A 25292-nucleotide genomic window follows, 5' to 3' on the forward strand; every position below is an offset into this window, starting at 1 on the left:
GCCGAGCGACCTCCCCTCCGGACGCGTTCCGGCCTGCGGCGAAGCTACCCCAGGTTGAGGCGCAGCGGGGAGACCCGTCACACGAATGTCGGGGGCGGCGCCGCCGTCGGGGCCGCCGCGCCCGAGCGCCAAGTACCGTGATCGTGTGGCACGCACCTCCTCCAAGACGGACTCCCCTAAGACCGGCCGCCTGTCCGGCAGATTCTGGAAGCTGCTCGGCGCCAGCACCGACAAGGACCAGGCCCGCTCGATGGCCCAGGTGCACAAGGCGGCCGAGTTCGACGCCAAGGCCGCCGACCTCGACGACGAGCAACTGCGCAAGGCCGCGCGACTGCTGGAGCTCGACGACCTCGCCGACTCCACTGACGTCCCGCAGTTCCTGGCGATCGCCCGCGAGGCCGCGAAGCGGACCACCGGGCTCACCCCGTTCGACGTCCAGCTGCAGGGTGCGCTGCGGATGCTGGCCGGTGACGTCGTCGAGATGGCCACCGGCGAGGGCAAGACCCTTTCCGGGGCCATCGCCGCGGCCGGGTATGCGCTCGCCGGACGCAACGTCCACGTCATCACGATCAACGACTACCTGGCCCGTCGCGACGCCGAATGGATGGGGCCGCTGATCGAGGCCATGGGCCTGACCATCGGCTGGATCACCGCCGACTCCACCGCCGCCGAACGCCGCGCGGCCTATCGATGCGACATCACCTACGCATCGGTCAACGAGATCGGTTTCGACGTGCTGCGCGACCAACTCGTCACCGACGTCGACGACCTGGTGTCCCCTAACCCGGACGTGGCGCTGATCGACGAGGCCGACTCCGTGCTCGTCGACGAGGCACTCGTGCCGCTGGTGCTGGCGGGCACCAGCCATCGCGAGACACCCCGGCTGGAGCTGATCCGTCTGGTCGGTGAACTCGACGAGAACACCGACTTCGCCACCGACAACGACAGCCGCAACGTGCACCTGACCGAGGCCGGCGCGCGCAAGATCGAAGCGGCCCTCGGCGGAATCGACCTGTACTCCGAGGAGCACGTCGCCACCACGCTCACCGAGGTGAACGTCGCCCTGCACGCCCACGTGCTGCTGCAGCGCGACGTGCACTACATCGTGCGCGACGATGCGGTGCACCTGATCAACTCCTCCCGCGGCCGCATCGCGACCCTGCAGCGCTGGCCGGACGGGTTGCAGGCGGCGGTCGAGGCCAAGGAGGGCATCGAGACCACCGAGACCGGTGAGGTGCTCGACACCATCACCGTGCAGGCGCTGATCAACCGGTACCCGCGGGTGTGCGGGATGACCGGCACCGCGCTGGCGGCCGGGGAGCAGCTGCGCCAGTTCTACAAGCTCGGGGTGTCGCCGATCCCGCCCAACAAGCCGAACATCCGGCAGGACGAGACCGACCGGGTCTACGTCACCATCGCCGCCAAGAACGATGCCGTCATCGAGCACATCGCCGAGGTGCACGAGACCGGTCAGCCGGTGCTCGTCGGTACCCGCGACGTCGCCGAGTCCGAGGAGATCCACCGGCGGCTGGTCAAGGCGGGCGTTCCGGCCGTGGTGCTGAACGCCAAGAACGACGCCGAGGAAGCCGCCGTCATCGCCGAGGCCGGCAAGCTCGGCGCGGTCACCGTGTCCACCCAGATGGCCGGCCGCGGCACCGACATCCGGCTCGGCGGCTCCGACGAGGAGGACCACGACCGGGTGGCCGAACTCGGCGGTCTGCACGTCATCGGCACCGGCCGCCACCACACCGAGCGGCTGGACAACCAGCTGCGTGGGCGCGCCGGGCGGCAGGGCGACCCCGGCAGCTCCGTGTTCTTCTCCAGCTGGGAGGACGACCTCGTGATGTCCCACCTCGAGGACAACAAGCTGCCGCTGGAGTGCGACGAGACCGGACGGGTGATCAGCCCCAAGGCGGCCACCCTGCTCGAGCATGCCCAGCGGGTCGCCGAAGGCCGGCTGCTCGACGTGCACGCCAACACGTGGCGCTACAACCAGCTCATCGCCCAGCAGCGCGCCATCCTGGTCGAGCGCCGAAACACGTTGCTGCGCACCACGACCGCCCGCGACGAGATCGCCGAGCTGGTGCCGGAGCGCTACGAGGAGGTCAAGGCCAGGCTCACGGCGAAGGACTCCGAGACAGGAGAGGCGAAGCTGGAGAAGATCTGCCGGCTCATCATGCTCTACCACCTCGACCGTGCCTGGGCCGATCACCTGGCCTTCCTGGCCGACATCCGGGAGAGCATCCATCTGCGCGCGCTGGGCAGGCAGAACCCGCTCGACGAGTTCCACCGGATGGCCGTCGACGCGTTCGCCTCACTGGCCGCCGACGCCATCGAGGCCGCCCAGCAGACCTTCGAGACCGCACCGTCCATCGAGGACGAACCCGGAGTCGACCTGTCGAAGCTGGCGCGACCGACGTCGACGTGGACGTACATGGTGCACGACAACCCGCTGGCCGACGACACCCTCTCGGCGCTGAGCCTGCCCGGGGTGTTCCGCTGACCCGTCAGGACGCTGCGCGGCGTAGGTAGGCCGCGATCAGCGGGGCGCTGGCCAGCACGATGAGCAGGCGCAACATCTGCGCCGCCGCGACGAACGCGACGTCGCCGTCGGTCGCCGCGGCGATACCGAGCACCGCGTAGATGCCGCCGGGCGTGGTGGCCAGGTAGGCGTCCAACGGCGACGCGTCGGTCGTGACCGTCAGCACCCAGCCCAGCCCGGCGCACGCGACGAGCGTCACCACGATCGTCAGCAGCGCCGTCGGCAGCATCCGGCCGATGGCCCGCAGGCTCGCCGCGGTGAACTTGAGCCCGACCTGGACCCCGATTACCAGATAGCCGAGCGCCTCCACGACCGGTGGCACCGCCGCGCCGTCGAAGATCGGCACCAGCGTGAGCAGCGCAGCCACCAGCAGAGGTCCGAGGATCGCCGCCGACGGCAGCCGCAACAGCCGGCCCGCCAGCAAACCGCACGCGACCGCCGCGGCCACGAACGGCACGTCGACGCGCCAGTCCGTACCGGTGACACCGAGCGCGGGACCGTCTTCACGCGCGCCGAACACCAGCGTGACCACGAGCGGCATCGTGACCAGCACAACGAGCAGCCGCAGATACTGCAGCACCGCGACGACGCGCGCGTCGGCGCCCAGGTCGTCGGCCATGGCGGTCAGGCCCGCCGCGCCGCCGGCCACCGATGCGAACGTCGCCGTGGCCGGGCTGGCTCCGCGCCTGATCAGCAAACGACCCACCAGCACGCTGACGACGAGTGAGAAGCACGAGACACCGACGACGACCAGCCACCGCGGACCGAGTGCGCCCAGGCTGTGCCAATCCATCGAGGCGCCCACGATGACGCCGACCACCGCCTGTCCCGCCTGAAACCAGGAGTCGGGAAGCCGTAACGGCGCCTGCGGCCGCACCAGGGCGTAGAGCAGGGCGCCGGCCAGCCCGCCGAACAGCAGCGGGGTGGGCAACCGCGCCAGCGTGAACAGCGACGACACCGCCGCGACCATCAGGATCAGCACAAGCCAGCGGCGCATGGCGCACAACCGTAAGGCGCGAACGGCGTCCCCGCACACCGAGACGACGCCCGCTCTGTCCCTCTGTCCCGAATGATGTAACAAGGGTGAGAAACTTCCGCCCGATGCCGTAAAAAGCCAGTTACGGACGGCTTTTCGGGCCCGCCGCGTTCCTAGGCTGACGGCCATGGCACCAAGCACCTACACGCTGGCGATGGCCCAGCCCCGCCGCATCGCCGGCCCCGACGGCAGCGCCAACGTGGCCCACGCGGTCCGACTGGTGGAGCAGGCGGCCGGCGCGGACCTGGTGTGCTTCCCGGAATTCAGCCCGGGGCCGGTGCGCGCCCACGACACCTTCTACGACGCGGGCCCGGCCCTGGCGGCCGCGGCGCGGGCGTGCGACGTCAACGTCGTCTGGTCCCGCACGGAGCGCTGCGACGACGGACGCAACCGGCTCGTCGTGTACGTCACCGGCCGCGACGGGGACCCGGTGCTGCGCTATGCGCGCACCCACCCGGCCACGATTCCGCCGGGCGAAGACGGTGAGCTGGTGTCGCCGGCGGACACGTTCGGCAACTTCGAGGTCGACGGGATCCCGATGGGCATCGTCGTGTGCTCGGAGATGTGGACACCGGAGATCGCCCGGATCGTCGCGCTGCGCGGCGCCGAGATCATCCTCTCGCCCGCCGGCGGCGGCTTCACCAGCCTCACCCGCAACTGGCAGATCATCGTGTCGGCCCGCGCCATCGAAAACCTCTGCTACATCGGCCTGACCAACAATCTGTGGGGCGACGAGCAGGGCGCCGCGATGATCACCGGCCCCGAGCATCCGCTGGCGCACGCCGGACGGAGCGAACTCGTCACGGCCACAGTGGATCTGGACCGACTGCGCTGGCTGCGCGCCCACGACGACTCGATGGCCGAACCCAAGGCGTTCGACTCCATCCCCGGGTTGCTGCGGGCCCGCCGGCCGGAGCTGTACGGCGAGCTGGTCGCCCCGCAGGCCGACGCCTACGACTACGCGAACGGACAGGCATGAGCACCACGCTGATCCGGGGGGCCTGGGTGCTGGCGCCCGAGCCGATCCGCGACGGGGCCGTGGTGATCGTCGGCGACCGCATCGCCGCGGTGGGCACCTACACCGACCTGGCCGCCGAGTATCCCGGCGCCGCCCAGCACGGCTCCGCGCACGACATCGTCGGCCCCGGCTTCGTCAACACCCACGGCCACTTCTCCGAAGGCCTGATCACGGGCATAGGCAGCGACTTCACGCTGTGGGAGTGGATTCACACACTGATCCGGCCGGTGGACCCCCACCTGGATCGCCGGAAGGCGTATCTGGGCACGATGGTCGCGGGCATCCAGATGCTGCGCAGCGGCGTCACCACCGCCAACGACATGTTCGTGTGCACGCCCACCGGCACCCCCGTCTCGCCGGGCGTGGTCGACGCACTCGACGAACTCGGACTGCGTGGCGTGGTGTCGTTCGGCGCCGGCGACGTCGGCGGCGCACCGATCGCCGCCCAGTTCGACGAGCACGAGGCGTTGCGGGAGGCGGCCACGGCCAGCCGGCTGTGCACCTTCCGGCTCGGCATCGGCGCGCTGGGCGGGCAATCCGACGAGATGTTCGCCCGGTCGGTGGACTACGCCGTCGGCGGCGGGCACGGCGTGCACATCCACGTCCAGGAGATCCGCGAGGAAGTCACCGCCACCTTCGCCCGCACCGGGCGCACCGTCGTCGCGCACTGCGCCCACGAGGGGCTCTTCGCCGCGCCCACACTGGCGGCGCACTGCGTGTGGGTGGATCGCAACGACCGCCGGATCCTCGCCGAGCACCGCGTCGGGGTCGCCCACAACCCGGTTTCGAACATGATCCTGGCCAGCGGTGTGGCCCCCGTCGCCGAGATGCGCGAGTTGGGCATCGACGTCGGCATCGGCGTCGACGGCCCGGCCTCCAACGACTCGCAGGACTACCTGCAGGCACTGAAGACGGCGGCCCTGCTTGCCCGCGTGCACCACCGGCAGGCCACCGCGATGAGCGCCTACGAGGCATGGGAGATGGGGACCATCGGCGGTGCCCGGGCGCTGCGCATGGACGACGAGATCGGATCGCTGGAAGTGGGCAAGAAGGCCGACGTGCTGGTCCTCGACGGGCGCGGGCCGACACTGGCCAACGTCCACGACCCCTACCAGGCGGTGGTGTTCGTGGCAGGAAGCCGGGAGGTGAGCGAGGTCTGGGTCGACGGCGTCCCCAGCGTGCTGGGCGGTGACGTCGTGCGCGTCGATCCCGGCGAGATCGCCGAGCTGTCGCGGCCGGCGGCCGCGGAACTGGTCACCCGGGCCGGGCTCGGGCATCTTTCGGCACTGGTGGAGGCCTGATGGACGTCACACCCGGTGTCGACGAGGTACACCAGCGGCTGCTCGACCGCATCCTCACCGGCTACTACCCGGTCGGTTCGCGGCTGCCGTCGTGCCGCGCGCTGGCCGCCGAGTTCGGTTCCAACTCCTCGACCGTCGACCGCGCCATCGGCAGGCTGGCCAGCGGCGGACGGGTGCGGACCATCCCGCGCCGCGGCAACTTCGTGCAGGAGGTACAGGAGGCGGCGGTCGACGCGCGCAGTGTGGTCGCCGCCCAGCTCGACGACGTGCTGCTGCGGGCGCGGCGGCTCGGCTTCTCCGGCGGTGAGCTCACCACGATGGTCCAGGTGGCGCTCGAGCGGGTCGACTCGATGCGCCGCATCGCGGTCGTGGAGTGCAATCCGCGCGATCTGCGCCAGGTGCAGGAACTCGTCCAGCGCGCGATCGACGTCGAAGTGCAGCCGGTCTTGCTGTCGGAGGCAGGCGGCCGGGTTCTGGACGCCGAGTTCGACGCCGTCGCGGTACCGATCTTCCACCTCAACGACGTCGCCGACCTCGTCCGCGACCTCGACCAGGTGATCGACCTCAATCTCGTCGCCTCTCCGACCGCGCTGCGCCAGCTGATCGGGGTGCGCAACGTCGAGCGCCTGGTCGTGGTGGCGCCCAGCGCCCGGGGCGTGCAGTGGATGACCGCGCTGGTCGGCCAGTACTTCCCGGGCCAGATCGACGGTGTCGAGATCGGCAGGGACGACCCCGCGCTGCTCGACGGTGCGCCCGTGCTCGTCGTCAACAACGCCGCGCAGCTGCCGCCGGACATCGCCGATCGCGTCGGCCGGATCATCGCCATCGAGTGGGAGCTCGACGGGCGGTTCACCACCGCGCTGCGCGCCCGCGTCGAGAACGTGATCAGCGAGCGCGCCTTCGTCGGCGTGCCGGGGCGGTCGGTGTCGTGAAGCTGACCATCGGGCTGTCGGGGTCCGCGCGCACCCGTCCGCTGGCCGACGGCCGCGTCGGCATCGACGGCGTGGAGCCGGAGTTCACCGTCATGGGGGTGCAGGCGCTGTTCAACCTGCAGATGACCGCACATCCCTTCGACGTGTGCGAATTTCCGATCGTCACCTATCTGCGCAGCCTGGAACGAGACCGCCGGTATCTGGCGGTCCCGGTGTTCCCGTCCCGGCACTTCCGGCTGTCGTGCATCTTCGTCGGCGCGCACAGCCCGGCCGTCACGCCGAGCGACCTCGCCGCCGCCCGCATCGGTGTCTCCGTGTTCGACATGGCGGCCGCGGTGTGGTTGCGCGGCATCCTGCAGGACCACTACGGGCTCGACCGGTTTGCCCCGACCTACGTCATCGGCGGCCTCGAAGGCGCCCGCGTGGGCGACGAACATCCCCAGCTGTATCCGCCGGGATTCACGTTCGAGCACCGCACCGACGCCGGGCTGGCGCAGCTGCTGGCCACCGGCGAGATCGATGCGTTGATGACCGCCCGCGCCCCGTCCACCTGGCCCGGCGACGGTGTGCGCCGGCTGTTCGACGAACCCCGCGCCGCCGAATTCGACTACTACCGGCAGACCGGCATCTTCCCGGCCATGCACGTGCTTGCGGTCAAACGCGACATCGCCGAACGGTGTCCCGGCTTGCCGGGGGCGCTGTACCGCGCATTCGGCACCGCACAGCAGATGGCCCGCGACGACCTCTTCGACTCCGCCGCGCTCGACACCGTGCTGCCCTGGCAGCTGGAGGAACTCCTGGAGACCGAGCGGGCGCTCGGAGCCGGCTACTGGGCCACCGGGCTGGCGGCCAACCGCCCGATGCTCGAACGGATCATCGACTACTCGCTGGCCGACGGTCTGATCGGCACCGCGTTCACCCCCGAAGACCTGTTCGCCGGCCCCGGCCAGGCCGACATCCTCACCACCTGATTTCACGACCCGAGTAAGGAGACACCGACCATGCGATCCGGTGCCGACTATGTGCGCGCCCTCGACGACGGGCGCTGCGTCTACGTCAACGGGGACAAGGTCTCCCGCGTCGCCGACCATCCCGCGTTCGCCGGCGTGGTCGCGACGATGGCGGCCGTCTACGACGCCTCGTGCGCCGAGGGGTCGCCGTTGGTCGACCCCGGCACCGGCCGGCTGGCGATCTTCACCTGCCCGCGCACCCGCGAGCAGCACGAACTCCGCAGGACGGCGCTGGAGCAGTGGAGCGCGCTGACGCACGGCTTCATCGGCCGGGGCCCCGACCACGTCGCCGGACTTCTGGCCGGATTCTCCTCACGCCCAGAGCTTTTCGACACCGAGCGGCACCAGCTCGGCCGCGGCGTGCAGTGCTACCACCGGTACGCGGCCGAGCGTGGCCTGTGGGTCACCAACTCGATCGTCCCGCCCCAGGCCAACCCGAACGACCCGACCAGCCGGGTGCGGCCGGTGCGGCTGGTCGAGGAGACCGCCGAGGGCATCGTCGTCGACGGCGCCCAGATGCTGGGCACCGGCGCCGCCGTGGCGGACGCGATCTTCGTGACCAGCATCCGGCCGCTGGCCCCCGACGAGACGGACCGGGCGGTGTCGTTCGTGGTGCCGATCTCGGCGCCCGGGCTGAAACTGTTGTGTCGCAGGCCGTATGCCACCGCGGGGGAGCCGTTCGACTACCCGCTGAGCACCCGGTTCGACGAGACCGACGCGATGGTGGTGTTCGACCGTGTGCTGGTGCCGTGGTCGAGCGTGTTCGCCGCCGGTGACGTCACAGTGGTCAACAGCCAGTTCTTCGGCACCGCCGCCCATCAGATCGGCAACCTGCAGTCGATCATCCGGCTCACCGCCAAGCTGCGGTTCGTCACCGGGGTGGCCAGCCTGATCGTCAAGGCCAACGGCCGCGACACCGATCCGGCGATCAAGGGACAGCTCGCCGAACTGGCGACCGTGCAGACCGTGTCGGAGGCGCTGACCCACGCCGCGCACAGCCACGCCGAGCGCGACGAGTACGGGGTGTACCGGCCGGCGGGCAAGTACCTCTACGCCGCCCTCGGCATGCAGACCGAGGTGTACCCGAAGGCCATCAAGCTGCTCGGCGAGCTCGCAGGCGGCGGCGTCATCCAGGTGCCGTCGTCGGTGCGTGACTTCGACGACCCCGAGGAGCTGGCGGCGATGGACGTGCTGATGGGTTCGGACCGGTTCCCGGTGGCCGAGCGGGTCAAGCTGTTCAAGCTGGCCTGGGATCTGGTCGGCTCGGAGTTCGCAGGCCGGCACGTGCAGTACGAGCGGTTCTACTCCGGCGCGGTGGCGACGGTGAGGGCGCACGCGCACCGCTTCTATCCCTTCGCCGACGCCGAGGCGCTCGTCGGCGACTTCCTGGCGTCCTACCGCGCATGACCGGCCAGACCATCGACGGTGCGTTGGCCCCCGCCGGGCGGACAGTGGTGCCACCGACCGGGCGCGGAGCATGCGACGGTGTGCGCGTCGCCGTCAAGGACCTGTTCGACGTGGCCGGGACCGTCACGGCGGCAGGCAATCCGACGCTGGCCGCCGGCCCCGCGGCGGCGCACCACGCGGCAGCGGTGGCCGCGCTGCTGTCGGCCGGGGCGACGGTGGTCGCCAAGACCGCCACCGACGAACTCGCGATGGGGATGTTCGGCGTCAACGCCCACTACGGCACGCCGCCCAACCCGGCCGCGCCCGACCGGGTGCCCGGCGGGTCGAGCAGCGGCTCCGCCAGCCTGGTCGCCGGCGGGCAGGCCGAGCTGGGGCTGGGCACCGACACCGGCGGTTCGATCCGGGTGCCCGCCGCGTTCTGCGGGCTGGCCGGCCTGCGCACCACCCACGGCCGCATCGACACCGCCGGGGTGCGCGCGATGGCGCCGGAGTTCGACACGGTCGGGCTGATGGCAGTCGAAACATCTTTTCTGGCAAAGGCTTTCAGTGTGCTGACGACACCGCGCACGCCGCGCGAGGTCACGGCGCTGGTGCTGCTGACCGACTTGGCGGCGCTGGCGTCGGCAGACGTTGCGGCTCGTACCCGCGCCACCGCGGCCCGGTGGGCCGAGCGCCTGGGTCTCCCGTTGCGCACCGCATCCCTGGGCGGCGGCCCGGATCCGGTGCGGGTGTTCTGGCCGCTGATGAGCGCGCAGCTGTGGGACACCAACGGCGCCTGGGTGGCCGAGGCACGCCCCGTGTTGGGGACGGGCATCGCCGAACGGATCCGCGCCGCCGCCTCGGTGACCGACGCAGAGGTCGAGGTCGCCGAAGCACAGCGCACACGGTTCCGCGAGCACCTGCACGGGTTGCTCGCCGGCGCGGTCGCGGTGCTGCCCACCACGATGGACGCCGCCCCCGCGCGCACCGCCGACCATGCCGCGCTGATGGCCTACCGCGACCGCAACCTGGCGTTCGTGGTGCCGGCGTCGCTGGCCGGCGCGCCGCAGCTGACCGTGCCGCAGGGCACCGTCACCGATCCGGGCTGTGGCACCGACGCACCGGTCGGGGCCTCCCTGCTCGGGCTGCCCGGCGACGACGAGCTGCTGCTCTCGCTGGCGGAGGCGGTGCAGTGACCGAGCGCCGCGCCCCGGCCCCGTTCGCGCTCAGCACCCAGGCGCCCCGGCTGACCCCGCCGGCGGCGGCGACGGTGCTGGTCAATGTCGTGGTCAACCTCGAGCACTGGACGCTGGACCAGCCGATGCCCCGTGCGGCGCTGCCCGCCCCGCACGGGGTGTCGGTGGTCCCCGACGTGGCCAACCACTCGTGGGTTCTCTACGGGCTGCGGTCGGGACTGCCGCGCCTGGCCGAGGCGCTCGCCCCGCTGGGCAGCGCGGTCACCGTCGCGCTCAACGCCGACGTGATCGACCACTACCCGCAGGTCGCCGACCTGATCGACGAACGGGGCTGGGAGGTGGTCGCCCACGGCGTTCGCCAGCGCTCGATCCAGTCCTACGACGAGGAGGAACCCGTTGTCGCAGAAGCAGTCTCGCGGATCCGGCAGCGCTTCGGCGCCGGCGGCTGGCCACGCGGCTGGCTGAGCCCGGGCATGAACCAGACCGACGAATCGCTGCGGATCATGCGCGAGCACGGCCTGGAGTTCAACCACGACTGGATGATCGACGACCGGCCGGTGTGGCTGACCACCCCGGCGGGTCCGATCCTGGGGCTGCCGTACACGCTGACCCTCAACGACGTCACCACCTATCAGATCGGGCTGCAGGCTGACGGCGCCCTGGCCGACCGCACCCTGCGCAGCCTGGAGCGCCACCGCGTCGAAGGTGCGGTCAACCCGGTGGTCATGCCGATCGGGCTGCACCCGCACATCGTCGGGGTGGCGCACCGCATCGGTGAGATCGACCAGATCGTGGCGGCCGTGGTCGGCGCGCCCGACGTCGCCGCGGTGACGTCGTCGCAGATCCACGACTGGTTCGTCGGTCAGGTGCCGGCGCCGTGACCGCCGCGCTGCGGCCGTGGACCGGCGACGCCGCGGACTATCTGGCAGGTTCGGCGCAGATGCTCGCCGAGCTGGAACCGGGGGTCCGGGCATTCACCCACGTCGACGTCGACGCCGCGCGGACCGCCGCCACCCGCGCGGTCGGTCCGCTGGCCGGCATGCCGGTCGCGGTCAAGGAGATCATCGACGTCGACGGGATGCCGGTCACGTTCGGCTCCATCGTGTTCGCCGGCCGGATCGCCACCGAGGACGCCGAGGCCGTGGCTCGGCTGCGGCGCGCCGGCGCCGTCGTCGTCGGCATGACCACCACAACGCCGTTCGCGTGCGGCACCACCACCGGCACCGACAACCCGCACCGGCCGGGCCACACCCCTGGCGGCAGTTCGGCGGGCTCGGCGGCGGCCGTCGGCGCCGGAATGGTGCCGGTGGCGCTGGCCAGCCAGAGTCAGGCCTCCACGCTGCGGCCGGCATCCTATTGCGGCGCATGGGGTTTCAAGCCGTCACACCTGCGCCTGCCGCGGGCGGGCATGCACCTGCTCGCCGACGTCCTCGACGACCTGGGGCTGATCGCCGCCTCGCTCGACAACCTCGACGCGGTGTTCGGGGTGCTCGCCGAACCGTCCCGGGTGCCCGTCGCCCCGTCCGGCCCGCTGCGCGTCGGGCGGCTACGACTCGACGACGGCGGGCTGCCGCGGCGTGCCACCGTCGCCGCGCTCGACGATCTGCTGAGCAGGCTCGCCGGGCCGGATGTCACGGTCGCCACCGATACGCCGGTGCTGGCCGAGACGGACCGGTTGCTCGCCGGATCCGGGCGCACCTGCTTCGATCTGTTCGCCGCGCAGAGCGCGTCGCGGCTTGCCCATTACGCCGCCGCGGGCGAAACGGACCCGCGGCTGCGGGAGATGGTCGGGCACGCCGCCGCGCTCGGTGCGGACGGGGCCGCGCGGGCACTGGCGCGGCGCGACCGGTTGCGCGGCGCCTGGGCGCAGCTGGCGGAGCACTACGACGTGCTGGTGGCGCTGGCCACCACCAACCCGGCGCCGGCGGGTCACGCCGGCACCGGGTGCCGTCGGCTGCCCGCGACGTCGTCGCTGCTCGGTATCCCCGCGCTGACGGCGCCGTGGCTGACGGTCGACGGTCTGCCGCAGGGCGTGCAGCTGCTCGGGTTCGAGGGCCGCGACGAGGAGCTGCTCGCCGCCGCGCGGGTTCTGGCTGAGACGGGAGTGAATGCATGACGGCGCTGGACGCCTTGGCCGAACGGGTCCGCCGGGAACTGGAACTGACCGCCTATCCGCGTCCGCAGTGGCTGACCTCGCGGCAGCATGACGGCGAACCAGTGGTCGACGTGCTGATCGTCGGCGGCGGACAGGCCGGGTTGACGGTGGCGTTCGCGCTGAAGCGGCGCGCCATCACCAACACCGTGATCCTGGAATCCGCACCCGCCGGGGCGGAGGGGCCGTGGACCACGTACGCGGCGATGCACACCCTGCGCACCCCCAAGGGGCTGACCGGTCCGGATCAGGGGCTGCCCGCGCTGACGCCGGAATCCTGGTACCGCGCCGCGCACGGCGACGACGCCTGGGAGGCAATCCAGTTCATCCCCAAGGAGCACTGGCAGGACTACCTGGTCTGGTTCCGGGCGGCCACCGAACCGCGGATGCGCAACGACGTCGCCGTCACCGGGATCCGGGACGCCGGGGACGGCGTGCTGGAGGTCAGCCACACCGGCGGGCGCACGTTCGCGCGGCGGGTGGTGCTGGCCACCGGGATGGCGGGCAACGGCGAGTGGAGCGTCCCGCCGGTCATCCGGGCCGCGCTGCCGCCGCAGCGCTACGTGCACACGGGAGCCCCGGTGGACTTCCGCCGGTTCGCCGGACAGCGGGTCGGGGTGCTCGGCGGCGGCGCGTCGGCGTTCGACTACGGTGCCAGCGCGCTGGAGCACGGCGCGGCCAGCGTCGACCTGTTCTACCGGCGGGCGCAGGTGCCACGCGTCAACCCGTTCCGCTGGATGGAGTTCTACGCGTTCGGCGCGCACTTCCCGGACCTGCCCGACGAGGACAAGTGGAAGTTCACCGTGCAGTTCGCCCGCACCAATCAGCCCCCGCCGCAACAGACCTGGTACCGCTGCACGCGCTGGGACACCTTCGCCTGGCACACGGCGGCGGACTGGTCGGCCGTGCGGATGGACGGCGACGAGATCGTGGTGCGCGCCGGCGCCGACGAGTTCCGGTTCGACGCCGTGATCAGCGGCACCGGCCCGAACGTCGACCTCGCCGCGCGGCCCGAATTGCGGGACCTGGCAGGCCGTGTCGCGGTGTGGGCGGACCGCTTCACCGCGCCGGCCGGCTGGGAGGACAACTCACTGCTCGGCTATCCGTACCTCGGGCCGGGTTTCGAATTCACCGAACGCGACCGGGGAAGCGCGCCGTGGCTGAGCCGGGTGCACGACTTCACCTACGGGGCAAGGTTGTCGATGGGTCTCAACGGCAACATGAACTCGGGTCTGGGCGCAGGCGGCAGGCGGCTGGCCGACGCGCTCTCGCGGGCGTTGTTCCTGGAGGACCGGCACCGGCTCTTCGCCTCCTATCAGGACTACGACGTGGCCGAACTGGTGGACCTGGGCCGGCCGGCGGACCGGGTGGGCATGTCGTGACCCGTGACCTGATCGGCTACGGCAGGCACCGGCCGGACCCGCGCTGGCCGGACGGTGCGCGGCTGGCGGTGAACATCGCGGTCAACATCGAGGAGGGCGCCGAGGACTCGGTCGGCGACGGCGCGGCGCGCAGCGAGGCGCCGCTGACCGATGCCGCCGACGCGGGCGCGGACGTGCCGGGCCGCGACCTGGCGGCCGAGTCGATGATGGCCTACGGCAGTCGCGTGGGCTTCTGGCGCGTGCACCGACTACTCACCGAGCGCGGCCTGGTGGCGACGGCCTCGGCGTGCGCGGTGGCGCTGGAACGCAACCCGGACGTCGCGACGGCCGCGCGTGCGGCGGGCTGGGATCTGCTCGGCCACGGCTACCGGTTCACCAAGCACTACCTGCTGAGCCCGCAGCAGGAACACCGACAGCTCGAGCTGGCGTTGGCCTCGTTCGAGCAGACCTGGGGAGCACGGCCGGCCGGCTGGTACTGCCGATACGGACCGTCCCTGCACACCCGTGAAATCCTGGTCCGCGCAGGCGGTTTCAGTTACGACTCGGATGCCTACGACGACGAGCTGCCGTACTGGACCCGGGTGGGGGAGTGCCCGCACCTGGTCATCCCGCACACGTTCTCCAACAACGACAACAAGTACGCGAAGGGCTGGTGGGCCACCAGCGAGGACGCATTCACCTACCTGCGCGACGCGTTCGACGTCCTCTACGCCGAGGGCGGGGCGATGCTCGTGGTGTCGGTGCATCCACGGCTGACCGGGCATCCGGCCCGGGCGGCCGGGCTCGCACGATTCCTGGACCACGTGCGCGGCCACGAGGACGTGTGGGTGTGCACCCGTTCGGCCATCGCCGACCACTGGCGCCGGACCCACCCTCATGACTGAGCGGCAGGTTCTGCACGGCGGCATCGTGCTGACCGGCCCGCAGTGGCGCCCGCGGCCCGCCGACCTTCTCATCGCAGGCGGCCGTATCGAGGCCGTCGCGGCGCCCGGCGGCTTCGCCGGCGTCGACGCCGCCACCCACGACGTGACCGGCCGACTGGTGATCCCGGGACTGATCAACGCGCACACCCATTCGCACACCGCGCCGGCGCGCGGCGCCGCACGGGCCTGGACGTTGGAGGACTCACTGCTCAACGGCGGCTGGATGGCCGCGCCCCGCTCCGAGGAACTCACCGAGCTGGCCGCCCTGCTGACCGCCACCGAGCTGATCGCCTCCGGGTGCACCGGCGCATTCGATCTCATCGCCCAGGCCGGCGGCCCCGACCCGGCCGGCTGCCACGCCGCCGCCCGCGGCTACGCCCGCGCCGGGCTGCGCACCGTGCTGGCGCCGATGGTGGCCGACCGCACACTGCACGAGGCGATGCCTGCGATCGGGGCGTGCTGCGGGGCGCCGGCAACGGGCAAACCGGGCCCGTCGACAGCCGACGTCCTCGCCGCGTGCACGGCCTACGTCCGGAACTTCCCGGCGCTTCAGGGAGTCATGCCCGCGCTGGCCCCCACCATCCCGGGACACTGCACCCCGGAGCTGACGGTCGGGTTGGGTCGGCTGGCCGCCGAACACGGGCTGCGGGTGCACACCCATCTCGCCGAATCCAAACCGCAGGCACTGGCCGGCGCGTCGCGGTTCGGGCATTCGATCACCCGCGAACTGGCCCGCCTCGGTGTGCTCGGCGACCGGCTCACCGTGGCGCACGCCATCTGGGTCGACGACGAGGACATCAGGATGCTGGCCGCCTCCGGCGCGGTCGCGGTCACGGTGCCCGGCAGCAATCTGCGGCTGGGGTCCGGCATCGCCGACACCCGCGCGATGCTGGCAGCCGGCCTGCGGCTGGCGGTCGGCACCGACGGCGCCAACTCCGCCGACGCGTTCGACGCGCTCGACGCGGTGCGGCTGACCGCGCTGCTGTCGAGGGTCAGTGAGCGGCCTGCCCGCCAGTGGCTGACCGTCGAGGAGACCCTGGACGCCGCCACGGCCGGCGGTGCGGCGGCCTGCGGCTGGACCGACACCGGTCGGCTGGCGCCCGGCCAACGCGCCGACTTCGCACTGCTCGACCTCGGCGCCCGGGCGTTCCGGCCGCCCACCGATCTGGCCAACCAGCTGTTGACCGCGGCGCGCGCCGCCGACGTCACCGATGTCGTCGTCGGCGGGCGGTTCGTCTACCGTGACCGCGCGTTCCCGCACCTGGACGTCGCGGCGGCACTGAACCGGTTCGACACGCTGGTCGAGGAGTTCTGCGCCCGGGTGGCGCCAGCGCGCGCCGACGCCGACCGCCAGGCTGCCCTGGCGGCGACCGCGCTGGCCGGGCTGCGCCGGGCGCCGTCTCCGGTGCGCCGTCTCATCGGCTGGCGATGAACACCCCGTGCGGGCGCCGGTAGGCGCCCGACTCGTGCACGCCGGTGAACCCGGCCGCGCGCAACAGCGCGACGAGTTCGTCGGCCCGCCGCGCCCGGCCCTCGGTCTCGACGCGCATCATCAGGTCGAACATCGGCCCGAACGCGCCCGGCGGGTCGCCCGGCAATTCGAAGACCACCACCTGCCCGCCATGGCGGCACACCGTGGCCGCCACCTGCAGAACGGCGGCGCAGTCGTCGTCGCCCAGGTCGTGCAGCAGATGCGCCAGCAGCACCACGTCGTAGCCGGCGTCGGTGCCCACCCGCTCGGCGGCATCGGGCCCGAGCAGGTCGACCGCCCGCACCTCGATCTGCCCGGGCACGCCCGACCCGGCGAGCCGGCCCCGCGCCCACGCCGCCACCGGCGGCAGGTCGACCAGCGTGACCCGCGCGCCCGCCGCGGCCAGCGGCACGGCGTAGGAGCCGAGTCCGCCGCCGAGGTCGGCGATCCGCACACCCGGTCCCACGCCGGGCAGCCGGGTCAGGTCGGGACCGGTCTCGCGCGCCAGCACGACGAGCGCCTCCAGGAAGCGGCGGACCTGCTCCGGCTCGGCGGCCAGCCTCGACCGCCACGGATCGAGCCGGGGACGTCCGGTGCGCACACTGTCGGCCAGCGACAGCCACGCTTCGGCGAAGAACGCCTCCTTCTCCGCGATCAGGCGCAGATCCCCATCCCGGCCGAGCCGGCGCGCGACCGGCGCCGCGGTGTAACCGCCGTCCTCGGTGCCGAGCAACCCGAGGCCGGTCAGTGCGTCCAGCAGCGCACGGGTGGCCAGCGGATCGGTGCCGAGCCTGGCGGCGACGGCATCAGCAGGCAGCGGCGCATCCGTCAGCACGTCGAACACGCCGAGACGCGCGGCCGCGGTGAGCGCCGCCGCCGGCTGATAGCCGGTCATCATGTCGATGACGTCGAACACGCCCGGGTTCATCGCGGACCCCGGCGCATCGCGCGGTACGCGGTCAGGCCCGACCACAACGCGTGCACCTCCCGCACGGCGCGGCGATCAAGCCGGTCGCGGCGGCGCGTACCCAGTACCGCCGCCGCGGCCGCGCTGCCCGACGCCCCGGACAACCCGCCGCCGGGATGTTGCCCGGCGCCGGCCAGGAACAGCCACGGCAGTTCGGTGCGCATGTCGGCATGGCCCGGGGGGCGCCACCCCAGAAGCTGGTCGAGGGTGTTGTCGAGGTGGTTGGGGTTGCCGTCACCGCCGATCCGGGCCGCCCAGGTGAGCGGACCGGACACCACGACGTCGACGAGGCCGTCGCGCAGGTCCACACCGAGCACCGACCCGACCTGGTCGATAACCCGGTCGGCGGCCTCGCGTTCCCGTTCCGGCGTCCACTCGCCGTCGGCCCGGTGCAGCGGCACGATCGAGCTCATCCACACCGCGCCACCGGTGATCCCGTCGGGCTGACCCACCTGACCGACCATCGACCACGGCGAGGACGGCAACCGGCCGGCCAGCACCTCGGCGAATCCGGTGCGCACATCCGCGGGAGACCTCAGCGTGTACCAGACGGCGTCGGGATCCTGCAGCGGCAGGGCGTGCGCGCGGTCGTGGACGACGGTGACCGTCAGCTCCGCGATGTTGAAGTGCCCGCTGTGCAGTCCGCGTGCGGTGGCGCGCATCGCCGGGGCAGGGTCGGTGAGCAGCGCGGCGGTGCGCGGCAACCCGATGGCCGACACCACCGCGTCGGCGGTCAGCACCGCGCCGCCGGCCAGTTCCACCCGGCCCCGCGTGGCGGCCGGGCTTTCCGTGCTGCCCATCGCGACGACGGCCGCGCCGGTGCGCACCGTGGCGCCGGCCCGCTCGAGCGCGGCGACCAGTGCGTCCACCAGTGCCCGGGATCCGCCGGCGGGGCGGACGGCGGGGCTGCGATGCGAGGCGGGCAACAGCAACGCGAACAGCCCGCTGCCCGGCGCCCAGGCCGGCACCTGGGCGTGAGCGGCCTGCAGCGCCATCGCCGCGCGCGTGTGCGGATCCGAGACGGCGGCGTCGAGCACCGTCTCGGCGGGTTGCAGCAGCGTGCGGAACAGTTCGTCGCCTCCGGGCAGCGCGGCCAGCGCGGCCGCCACCTGGGTCAGCGTGGGCGCGGTGCCGAAGGTGTCCAGCATCCCGAACAGCGCGTCGGCGAGTTCGACGAGGTGCCGGTAGCCGGGCCCGTCGGCGCCCAGCGCCGCGACGGTGGCCGCCACATCGCTGTAGAAGACGCGCCGCTGCCCGTCGCCGAAGGCGACACCGGCCAGCACGGGATGCTCGCGGTAGCGCACCGCGCGGTCACCGAGCGCGGGGTCGTCGAGGCCGAGCTCGACGGCCATCGGGTACACCCCGCCGTGCTCGAAGGCGCCGCGTTCGACCAGGACACCGGACGGGTGGCGGTCGGTCCACACGCATCCCCCGGGTTCGGCGCCCTGCTCGACCACGGTGACGCGGCGGCCGGCCCGGGCCAGCCGCAGCGCGGCGATCAGCCCGTTGTGCCCACCACCGACGACGAGCACATCGGACACCCCGGTGCTCACCCGGTCACCACGGAGTGGCCGGTGGCGACCAGGCCCGCCTTCACCCCGACCCGGTCGGCCAGCGGGCGGCAGCGGGCGATCTGGGTGGCCTCGTCGACGGTCGTGCACCGGTGATCGGCCACCACCTGCACGCCGTCCACCCACACGTCGCGCACCGACCGCGGCGACGCGCCGTACACCAGCTGGGCCACCGGATCGTGCAGCACCGCGACGTCGACGGTGTCCTGCAGCAGCACGATGTCGGCGCGTTTGCCGGGCTCCAGCGATCCGACCAGGTGGTCCAGGCCCAGCGCCCGCGCGCCGTCGATGGTCGCCATCGTCAGCACGTCGAGCGCGTCGACCACCAGCGCGTCGAGGTGGTGCACCTTCTGCAGCAGCGCCGCCGCCTTGACCGCCTGCAGCATGTCCTGGCTGTCGTTGGAGGCCGCGCCGTCGGTGCCGATGCCGACGGGCACCCCGGCCGCGCGCAGCCGCGGCACCGGGCACACCCCGGAGGCCAGGATCATGTTGGCGACCGGATTGTGGGCGATCGCGGCGCCGTGCCGGGCGAACGTCGCGATGTCGGCCTCGGTGAGCCACACGCCGTGACCGGCGATGAGCGGGCGCTCGAACAGCCCGGCCCGCAAGGAATGCTCCACCGTGCGGTGCCCCCACCGGTGCCGTGCGGTGGTGACCTCCTCGCGCACCTCGGCCAGATGGGTGTGCACACCCCAGCCGGCGCGGCGGCACTCCTCGACCCCGGCGGCGAGCAGCTCGTCGCTCTGCCCGAGCAGCGTGCCGACGCCGTAGCGGAAGTCCAGCAGCGGCGCGGTCGCCGCGTGCGCGGCCAGGTCGTGCTGTTCGGCGAGCACGTCGTCGATGACGTCGCCCGGCGCGAGGGTGCTGCGCTCGAGCAGCGGCAGATCCTCGGCGCCGTAGGCGACGACGCCGCGCATCCCGGCGCGGGTGAGGCCGTCGACCACACCGAGGCTGGCCCGCGAGCCGATGTTGGTGTGGCAGAACATGTCGTTGACGGTGGTCACCCCCGACAGCAGCATCTCGATCGCGCGCAGCGCGGTGCCCTCGGCGGCGTCCTCGCGGGTCAGCACCATGCCCAGCGGCGCGACGATCGCGTCGGCCCACTCGAACAGGGACAGCTCCGAACCCATGCCGGTGGCCAGCGACTCGGACAGGTGGGTGTGGGTGGAGATCAGGCCCGGGATCACCAGACCTGTGCCGTCGCCGTGCACCGGCAGGTGCGCCTGCGCGGCGACCAGTGCGGCGTAGCCGTCGACCGCGACGATCGCGCCGTCGCGCACATGCACGGCCGCGTCGGTGAGTACGCCGTCCAGATGCGCGCCGGGGGTGCGGACGCGCTCGGCCGGTGCGGGCAGGCCGGCCATGGACAGCACATAGCGGCCGCGGACCAGGAATTCCGTCACGACGCCACCTCGCCGAGCACGGTGCGCAGCACGCCGACGAAGGTGTCGATCTCGGCGTCGCTGATGACCAGCGGAGGCATGATCCGAACCGTGCCCGACTGGTTGAGCACGGAGCCGACCAGCACGCCGAGCTGCTGCATGCGCGCCACCACCGGGTTGGCGTCCACGGACAGTTCGATCGCGCACCACAGACCCCGGCCGCGGACGTCGACGAGCAGCCCGGCGAACTCGTCGCACAGTGCCGCGAGGCCGGTGCGCAGATACTCGCCGGCCTCCACGACACGGTCGAGCAGGCCGTCGGCGATGACGTCGAACGCGGCGATGCCGGCCGCGCAGGCCACCGGGTTGCCGCCCATCGTGGTCAGGTGTGACAGCGGCGGGTCGACGAAGGTGGCGAAGAGTTCGGCCGAGGCGAGCACCGCCCCGAGTGGCAGTCCGCCGCCGACCGCCTTGGCCATCGTGATGATGTCGGGGCGCACATCGGTGTGCTGGTGGGCGAACCACCGCCCGGAGCGGCCCATGCCGCCCTGCACCTCGTCGACGATCAGCAGCGCGCCGGTGGCGTCGCACAGTTCGCGCAGCCCGGGCAGGAAGTCGTCGGACGGCACCCGGATGCCGCCCTCGCCCTGGATGGGTTCGACGATCACCGCCGCGGTGCGGTCGTCGACGGCTGCCGCGGCGGCGGTCAGGTCGTCGTAGGGCACGAACATCACCTCGTCGAGCAGGGGTTCGAACGGGGCACGCCACTCCTCACGCCAGCTCACCGACAGGGCGCCGAGGGTGCGCCCGTGGTAGGCCCGTTCGAACGCCACGAACTTCGGCCGTCCGGTGTGTTTGCGCGCCAATTTCATTGCGCACTCGGTGGATTCGGCCCCCGAGGAGGTCAGGTAGGCCATGTCGAAACCGGCGCCGGCCGCCCCGGTCAGCCGTTCGACGAGCTCGACCTGTTCAGGGACGACGAAGCGGCCGTAGACGTTGACGTGGGCGTAGCGGGCGGCCTGGGCCTGGATCGCCTCGACCACCCGCGGGTGGCAGTGACCGACGTTGGCGACGCCGATGCCTGACGTCATGTCGAGGTAGCTGCGGCCGTCGGCGGTGGTGACGGTGCAGCCGCGCGCCTCGGCGACGACGAATTCCTTGCGGCCGGGCACGGTCTGGGACAGGTGGCGCACGAAGCGGTCCCGGTAGGACTCGATCTCGACGCCGGACATGGTGGGGTTCAACGGATCTCCTGGGTGGATGTGACGGGTCGCGGGGCGCGGCCCATCACGTCCGCGGGCAGCAGGCCGGGACCACCCCGGCCGGCCGCAGACCCCGCAACGCGATGAAGCGGGTGCGGGTGAGCTCACCGAGAGTCCAGCCCAGGCCTTCCCGTCCGCTGCCTGCGAGGTCGACGCCGCCGAACGGCACCACCGGCGGCCGGTAGTTGTTGGTGCCGTTGACGACGACGCCGCCGAAGTCCAGCCCCGCCGCCATCGCCATCGCCGCCGGCCAGTCGGCGGAGAACACCGCGGCGGTCAGCCGCAGCCTGGTTGCGTTGGCCAGGGCCACGGCCTCGGCGTCGCTGTCGACCGCGGTGACGGGGAACACCGGGCCGAAGATCTCGTCGTCGTGCAGCACGGCGGCGGTGCGGGGCACGTCGGCCAGCACGGACGGGACGCACCAGGCGCCGTCGGGGGCGTGGCCGAGCACCCGGACGGCGCCGTCGTCGACCGCGCGCGCCACCTGCTGTTCGACGCGGGCCGCGGCGGCGTCATCGATGAGCGGGCCGAGCCGGGCGCCGTCGGCGAGCGGGTCCTGCGGCGTGACGTCACCGAGCGCGGCGACCAGACGCTCGGTCAATTCCGCGGCGACCGCGCGGTGCGCGATGAGCCGTTTGGTGGCCGCGCAGGCCTGACCGTTCATCAGCAGCCGGCCGCGCAGGGTCTCGGGGACCACCAGGTCCAGGTCGGCGTCGGCGCGCACGATGGCCGCACCGTTGCCGCCGAGCTCAAGGTGCAGTGGCCGCAGCAGGTGGGCGGTCGCGCGGGCCACCGACACCCCCGCGCCGACCGACCCGGTCAGCGACACCGCGTCGACGCCGGTGGCCGAGCACAGCGCCGCGGAGGTCGGCGTGTCGGCGTCCACGTACTGCAGCACCCCGGGCGGCAGGTGGCGGGACAGCACGTCGAGCGCCGCCTGGGTCGCCAGCGGGTTCTGCGGCGGCAGTTTGACGATCGCGACGTTGCCCGCGGCCAATGCGGCGGCGGCCTTCTCCATCGTCAGCTCGACGGGGAAGTTGAACGGGATGACAGCCACCACCACGCCCAGCGGGACCTGCTCGACGAAGGTCAGGTCCCGTTCGCCGCCGGGCAGCGCGCCGGTCGGGGCGAGTGTGCCCGCCAGCGTGCGGCCCAGTTCGGCGTTGCGGCGCAGCAGGGCGATCGCACCGGTGACCTCGTGGCGCGCCTGCGGCAGGATCTTGCCGGACTCGCGGGCGTGGGCCACCGCGAGTTCGTCTGCGCCGCAAGCCAGTTCGTCGGCGGCCGCGTCGAGCAGGGTGGCCCGCTGGTGCGGGGCGGCCGCCGCCCAGTCGGGATAGGCGGCTCGGGCCGCGGCCACCACCGTCGCGACGTCGTCGATCGCCAGCGCGGTGATCTGACCGACCGGTTCGCCGGTGCCCGCGGCCCGCACGGTGCGCGGTGCCACCGTCACAGCCGGGCCGCCTCGAAGTCCAGCCGCGCCACCAGTGCGGCGGTCAGTTCCGGCAGGCCCAGCGGGGTGTCGTGGCCGTCGCCGCGGGCATAGACCGCGCGCACCGACCCGGTCCCGGCGGGGCGGCCTTCGCGGCGCAACCGTTCGGCGAGTTCCTCTTTGGCGCAGGCGATCTGCTCGCGGGTGGGCAGTATGTCCACGACGCCGGGCACCGCGTCGAGTGCGCCGCGCAGCGGGATCTCACCGCGCACTCCGCGCCGCGCGGTGGGCAGGCCGTCCTCGGCGCGGAACGCGGCGTCGGCCAGGAAGCTGCGGTGTGTCAGACCGGGGGAGACCCACGCCAGCAGCGTCCGGTAGGCCGGGGAGATCCGGGCGAGCGTGACGCCCAGCGCGTCGGCCATCGCGTTGTGCATCTCCGCGTAGGCCTGCCGCTCGGCCGGCCCCCACGCCCACGTCCCGTCGCGCCGGGCGGTGGCGGTGCAGTCGGCGCGTTCCGGCGACACCGAGGTGCCACGGTTCTCGAACATGCCGGGATCGTCGTAGGACGCGGCCGGGGCCTGGGCGCCGCGGAACGTCATGGTCAGCTCGTAGGGCACCAGTGCCAGCGGTTCGGAGATCACGAACCGGTCCAGTACGACTCCGTCACGCACCAGTGGTGCGGTGTTCAGCACGTCCTCGGGTGCCGCGTCGTCAAGCACACCGCGCAGCTCGGCAGGACCGTCGTACGGGCGTGACGGGCGCCATCCTGCGGCCAGCAACGCGCTGTTGACGCTGCGGTGCTCGCGGCTGGTGGCGTAGGGCTTGTACTTGGTGCACGGCAGCAGCAACCCGAGCCGGGCACGGGTGCCGGGCACCGGCGTGGGTTCCCAGTCGTGCTGGACGTAGGCAAGCCACTCGGCCACCCGCTGGTGGCCCAGGGCGTCGACATTGGCCTGCGGCGAGTAGAACCGCATGCTGGGGTCGAGCACGAACGGCGGCCGGATCTTGCGTTGTGACGACGGCAGCCGGTGGCGTGGATGCAGCGCGTCGGGGTCCGGCCCGGCCATCGCGGCCGGGCCGGGCATCACGGGAGTCTCGGTCACCGTCAGCTCTTGGCGCTGATCGTGGTGTCGAGGAACTCGTTGGTGACCAGGTCGTCGGGTGTGATGCCGGCGACGTCGGCGTCGCTGTACTGGTCCACGATCTCGATCAGGGTCTGGACGCGGTCCTTGTCGAAGCTGCCCATCACGCCGTCCGCGCCGTCGGCGAGGATGCCGTCGGCAACCGCGGTCTTGTGGGCGTATTCGGCGCCTTCGGTGCTGTACACCCAGCCGGTGTCGTACTCGCCGACGAGCTTGACGATCAACGCGTTGGTGGCCGCCGGATCATTGATGTAGTCGACCTGAGCCTGCTGCATGATCGGGACGAGCTTCTTCAGGCAGTCGCCCTGGGCCTGCACGTCGGGGGTGCGTACGGTCAGCGCCTGGAAGTACTCCGGGTAGCCGGCGTCGGCCACCAGCTCTCCGACCACCGGCTTGCCCCAGTCGGCGATCTCGTACTCGTACATGAAGGGTTCGGCGGTGATGAAGCCGGCCTCGGCGAGCTTGCCCTTGGCGGCGACGAACATCCCCGGCTTGTTCTGGTCGCTGCGGTCGATCTGCTTCTCGTCGAGTTGGCCGGACCCGATGAGGTACTCGACCCACACGCCTTCCTCCGGGCCGACCGACACCGCGGCGCCGGTCGATTTGAGGTCGCTGATCTTCTTGACGGCCGGGTAGGTCTGCGGGTCCCAGTAGATGGCGTACGGACTCTTCTCCATGGTGGCCAGCACGGCCGTCACGGGGGTGTCCTGCTGCGCGACCATGTACTCGGTGGTGCGGCCGTAGCCGAACAGGATGTCGCGGTCCTGGTAGAGCAGCGACTGCGCCGACTGGTATCCGACCGACGGACCCCCGATGCGGATCTCGACGTTCACCCCGGTCGGTTCGCCGGCCGCCATCAGTGGGCCGGTCACCGCCTTGCGATTCGTGTCGATGGTGTAGTCGTCACCCAGCAGCGCGTACACGCCGCCGTGTTCGGCTTCGGGCTCCCAGTCGGTCTGGATCACCACGGTGTCGGGGCAGACGCCGGAGAGGACGCCCCCGGCGGCGGCCGGGGACTCCTCGCTGGTGCTGCCGCCGCAGGCCGCAACGGTGGCGGACGCGACGAGCAGGGCGCCGGTGACGGTGACGGACCGTCGGAGGCCGGTTGTGCGCATTGAATGTTCCCTTCCAGGAGTGAGCCGGGAGTCGGCTGAGAACGCCGGTGACGGCAAGCGGGGTGGCGAAGA

General features: G+C 72.3%; 20 protein-coding genes. 12 read left to right on the plus strand and 8 right to left on the minus strand.

The genetic code is table 11. The annotated features are described in order from the left end of the window. The first annotated feature begins 85 nt into the window (after nucleotides 1-85). A complete protein-coding gene (secA2, locus tag BN976_RS18050) occupies nucleotides 86-2503 on the plus strand; it encodes an accessory Sec system translocase SecA2 (RefSeq protein WP_375167619.1) in 2418 nt (805 codons plus the stop codon). Nucleotides 2504-2507: 4 nt separating this feature from the next. On the opposite strand, the gene BN976_RS18055 is transcribed toward secA2, so the two are convergent. Next, a complete protein-coding gene (locus BN976_RS18055) occupies nucleotides 2508-3539 on the minus strand; it encodes an AbrB family protein (RefSeq protein WP_036372687.1) in 1032 nt (343 codons plus the stop codon). A gap of 166 nt (nucleotides 3540-3705) precedes the next feature. On the opposite strand from BN976_RS18055, the gene BN976_RS18060 reads away from it, so the two are divergent. The 11 genes from BN976_RS18060 to BN976_RS18110 are packed head-to-tail and all read left to right on the plus strand — an operon-like array spanning nucleotide 3706 to nucleotide 16310. Continuing rightward, complete coding sequence (locus BN976_RS18060) at nucleotides 3706-4557, plus strand: carbon-nitrogen hydrolase family protein (protein ID WP_011780367.1); 852 nt, start codon at nucleotides 3706-3708, stop codon at nucleotides 4555-4557. Then, nucleotides 4554-5897, plus strand: coding sequence for an amidohydrolase family protein (locus BN976_RS18065; RefSeq protein WP_036372691.1), 1344 nt, complete (start codon nucleotides 4554-4556; stop codon nucleotides 5895-5897). The genes BN976_RS18060 and BN976_RS18065 overlap by 4 nt, the downstream gene beginning before the upstream one ends. After that, nucleotides 5897-6829, plus strand: coding sequence for a GntR family transcriptional regulator (locus BN976_RS32135; RefSeq protein WP_011780365.1), 933 nt, complete (start codon nucleotides 5897-5899; stop codon nucleotides 6827-6829). Before BN976_RS18065 ends, BN976_RS32135 begins: the two co-directional genes overlap by 1 nt. Further along, nucleotides 6826-7800 carry a hypothetical protein gene (locus BN976_RS18075; RefSeq protein WP_036372694.1) on the plus strand — a complete coding sequence of 325 codons (975 nt, stop codon included), beginning with the start codon at nucleotides 6826-6828 and terminating at the stop codon, nucleotides 7798-7800. Before BN976_RS32135 ends, BN976_RS18075 begins: the two co-directional genes overlap by 4 nt. 30 nt (nucleotides 7801-7830) lie before the next feature. After that, a complete protein-coding gene (locus tag BN976_RS18080) occupies nucleotides 7831-9246 on the plus strand; it encodes a 4-hydroxyphenylacetate 3-hydroxylase family protein (protein ID WP_011780363.1) in 1416 nt (471 codons plus the stop codon). Continuing rightward, nucleotides 9243-10421, plus strand: a complete 1179-nt coding sequence (locus tag BN976_RS18085; RefSeq protein WP_051558487.1) for an amidase family protein — start codon at nucleotides 9243-9245, stop codon at nucleotides 10419-10421. The genes BN976_RS18080 and BN976_RS18085 overlap by 4 nt, the downstream gene beginning before the upstream one ends. Beyond that, on the plus strand, nucleotides 10418-11302 hold the full coding sequence (locus BN976_RS18090) for a polysaccharide deacetylase family protein (RefSeq protein ID WP_036372696.1): 885 nt from the start codon (nucleotides 10418-10420) through the stop codon (nucleotides 11300-11302). Before BN976_RS18085 ends, BN976_RS18090 begins: the two co-directional genes overlap by 4 nt. After that, nucleotides 11299-12537: an amidase family protein gene (locus tag BN976_RS18095; RefSeq protein WP_051558488.1), complete on the plus strand. Its 1239-nt coding sequence runs from the start codon at nucleotides 11299-11301 to the stop codon at nucleotides 12535-12537. Before BN976_RS18090 ends, BN976_RS18095 begins: the two co-directional genes overlap by 4 nt. After that, nucleotides 12534-13955: an FAD/NAD(P)-binding protein gene (locus BN976_RS18100; protein ID WP_011780359.1), complete on the plus strand. Its 1422-nt coding sequence runs from the start codon at nucleotides 12534-12536 to the stop codon at nucleotides 13953-13955. The genes BN976_RS18095 and BN976_RS18100 overlap by 4 nt, the downstream gene beginning before the upstream one ends. Continuing rightward, on the plus strand, nucleotides 13952-14839 hold the full coding sequence (locus tag BN976_RS18105; protein WP_011780358.1) for a polysaccharide deacetylase family protein: 888 nt from the start codon (nucleotides 13952-13954) through the stop codon (nucleotides 14837-14839). Before BN976_RS18100 ends, BN976_RS18105 begins: the two co-directional genes overlap by 4 nt. Next, a complete protein-coding gene (locus BN976_RS18110; RefSeq protein ID WP_051558489.1) occupies nucleotides 14832-16310 on the plus strand; it encodes an amidohydrolase family protein in 1479 nt (492 codons plus the stop codon). Before BN976_RS18105 ends, BN976_RS18110 begins: the two co-directional genes overlap by 8 nt. On the opposite strand, the gene BN976_RS18115 is transcribed toward BN976_RS18110, so the two are convergent. The 7 genes from BN976_RS18115 to BN976_RS18145 are packed head-to-tail and all read right to left on the minus strand — an operon-like array spanning nucleotide 16294 to nucleotide 25220. Beyond that, nucleotides 16294-17277, minus strand: a complete 984-nt coding sequence (locus BN976_RS18115) for a methyltransferase (protein WP_158498033.1) — start codon at nucleotides 17275-17277, stop codon at nucleotides 16294-16296. The two genes, BN976_RS18110 and BN976_RS18115, sit on opposite strands and share 17 nt — an antisense overlap. Further along, nucleotides 17274-18869 carry a phytoene desaturase family protein gene (locus BN976_RS18120; protein WP_036372702.1) on the minus strand — a complete coding sequence of 532 codons (1596 nt, stop codon included), beginning with the start codon at nucleotides 18867-18869 and terminating at the stop codon, nucleotides 17274-17276. Before BN976_RS18120 ends, BN976_RS18115 begins: the two co-directional genes overlap by 4 nt. Then, entirely contained in the window at nucleotides 18866-20290 is a 1425-nt protein-coding gene (locus BN976_RS18125) for an amidohydrolase family protein (RefSeq protein ID WP_011780354.1), read from the minus strand. Before BN976_RS18125 ends, BN976_RS18120 begins: the two co-directional genes overlap by 4 nt. After that, the gene (locus BN976_RS18130) at nucleotides 20287-21513 is read right to left on the minus strand and encodes an aspartate aminotransferase family protein (RefSeq protein WP_051558490.1); all 1227 of its coding nucleotides are present in this window, start codon (nucleotides 21511-21513) and stop codon (nucleotides 20287-20289) included. Before BN976_RS18130 ends, BN976_RS18125 begins: the two co-directional genes overlap by 4 nt. A gap of 43 nt (nucleotides 21514-21556) precedes the next feature. Then, nucleotides 21557-22984 (minus strand): aldehyde dehydrogenase family protein, encoded by a 1428-nt coding sequence (locus BN976_RS18135; RefSeq protein ID WP_036372708.1) that lies wholly within the window; start codon nucleotides 22982-22984, stop codon nucleotides 21557-21559. Further along, the gene (locus tag BN976_RS18140) at nucleotides 22981-24066 is read right to left on the minus strand and encodes a hypothetical protein (RefSeq protein ID WP_036372711.1); all 1086 of its coding nucleotides are present in this window, start codon (nucleotides 24064-24066) and stop codon (nucleotides 22981-22983) included. Before BN976_RS18140 ends, BN976_RS18135 begins: the two co-directional genes overlap by 4 nt. Before the next feature lie 2 nt (nucleotides 24067-24068). Further along, a complete protein-coding gene (locus tag BN976_RS18145) occupies nucleotides 24069-25220 on the minus strand; it encodes a hypothetical protein (RefSeq protein WP_036372715.1) in 1152 nt (383 codons plus the stop codon). Between the last annotated feature and the right edge of the window lie 72 nt (nucleotides 25221-25292).

Origin of the sequence: Mycolicibacterium austroafricanum (genome assembly GCF_000612725.1) — a bacterium.
In the GTDB taxonomy this organism is placed as follows: domain Bacteria; phylum Actinomycetota; class Actinomycetes; order Mycobacteriales; family Mycobacteriaceae; genus Mycobacterium; species Mycobacterium austroafricanum.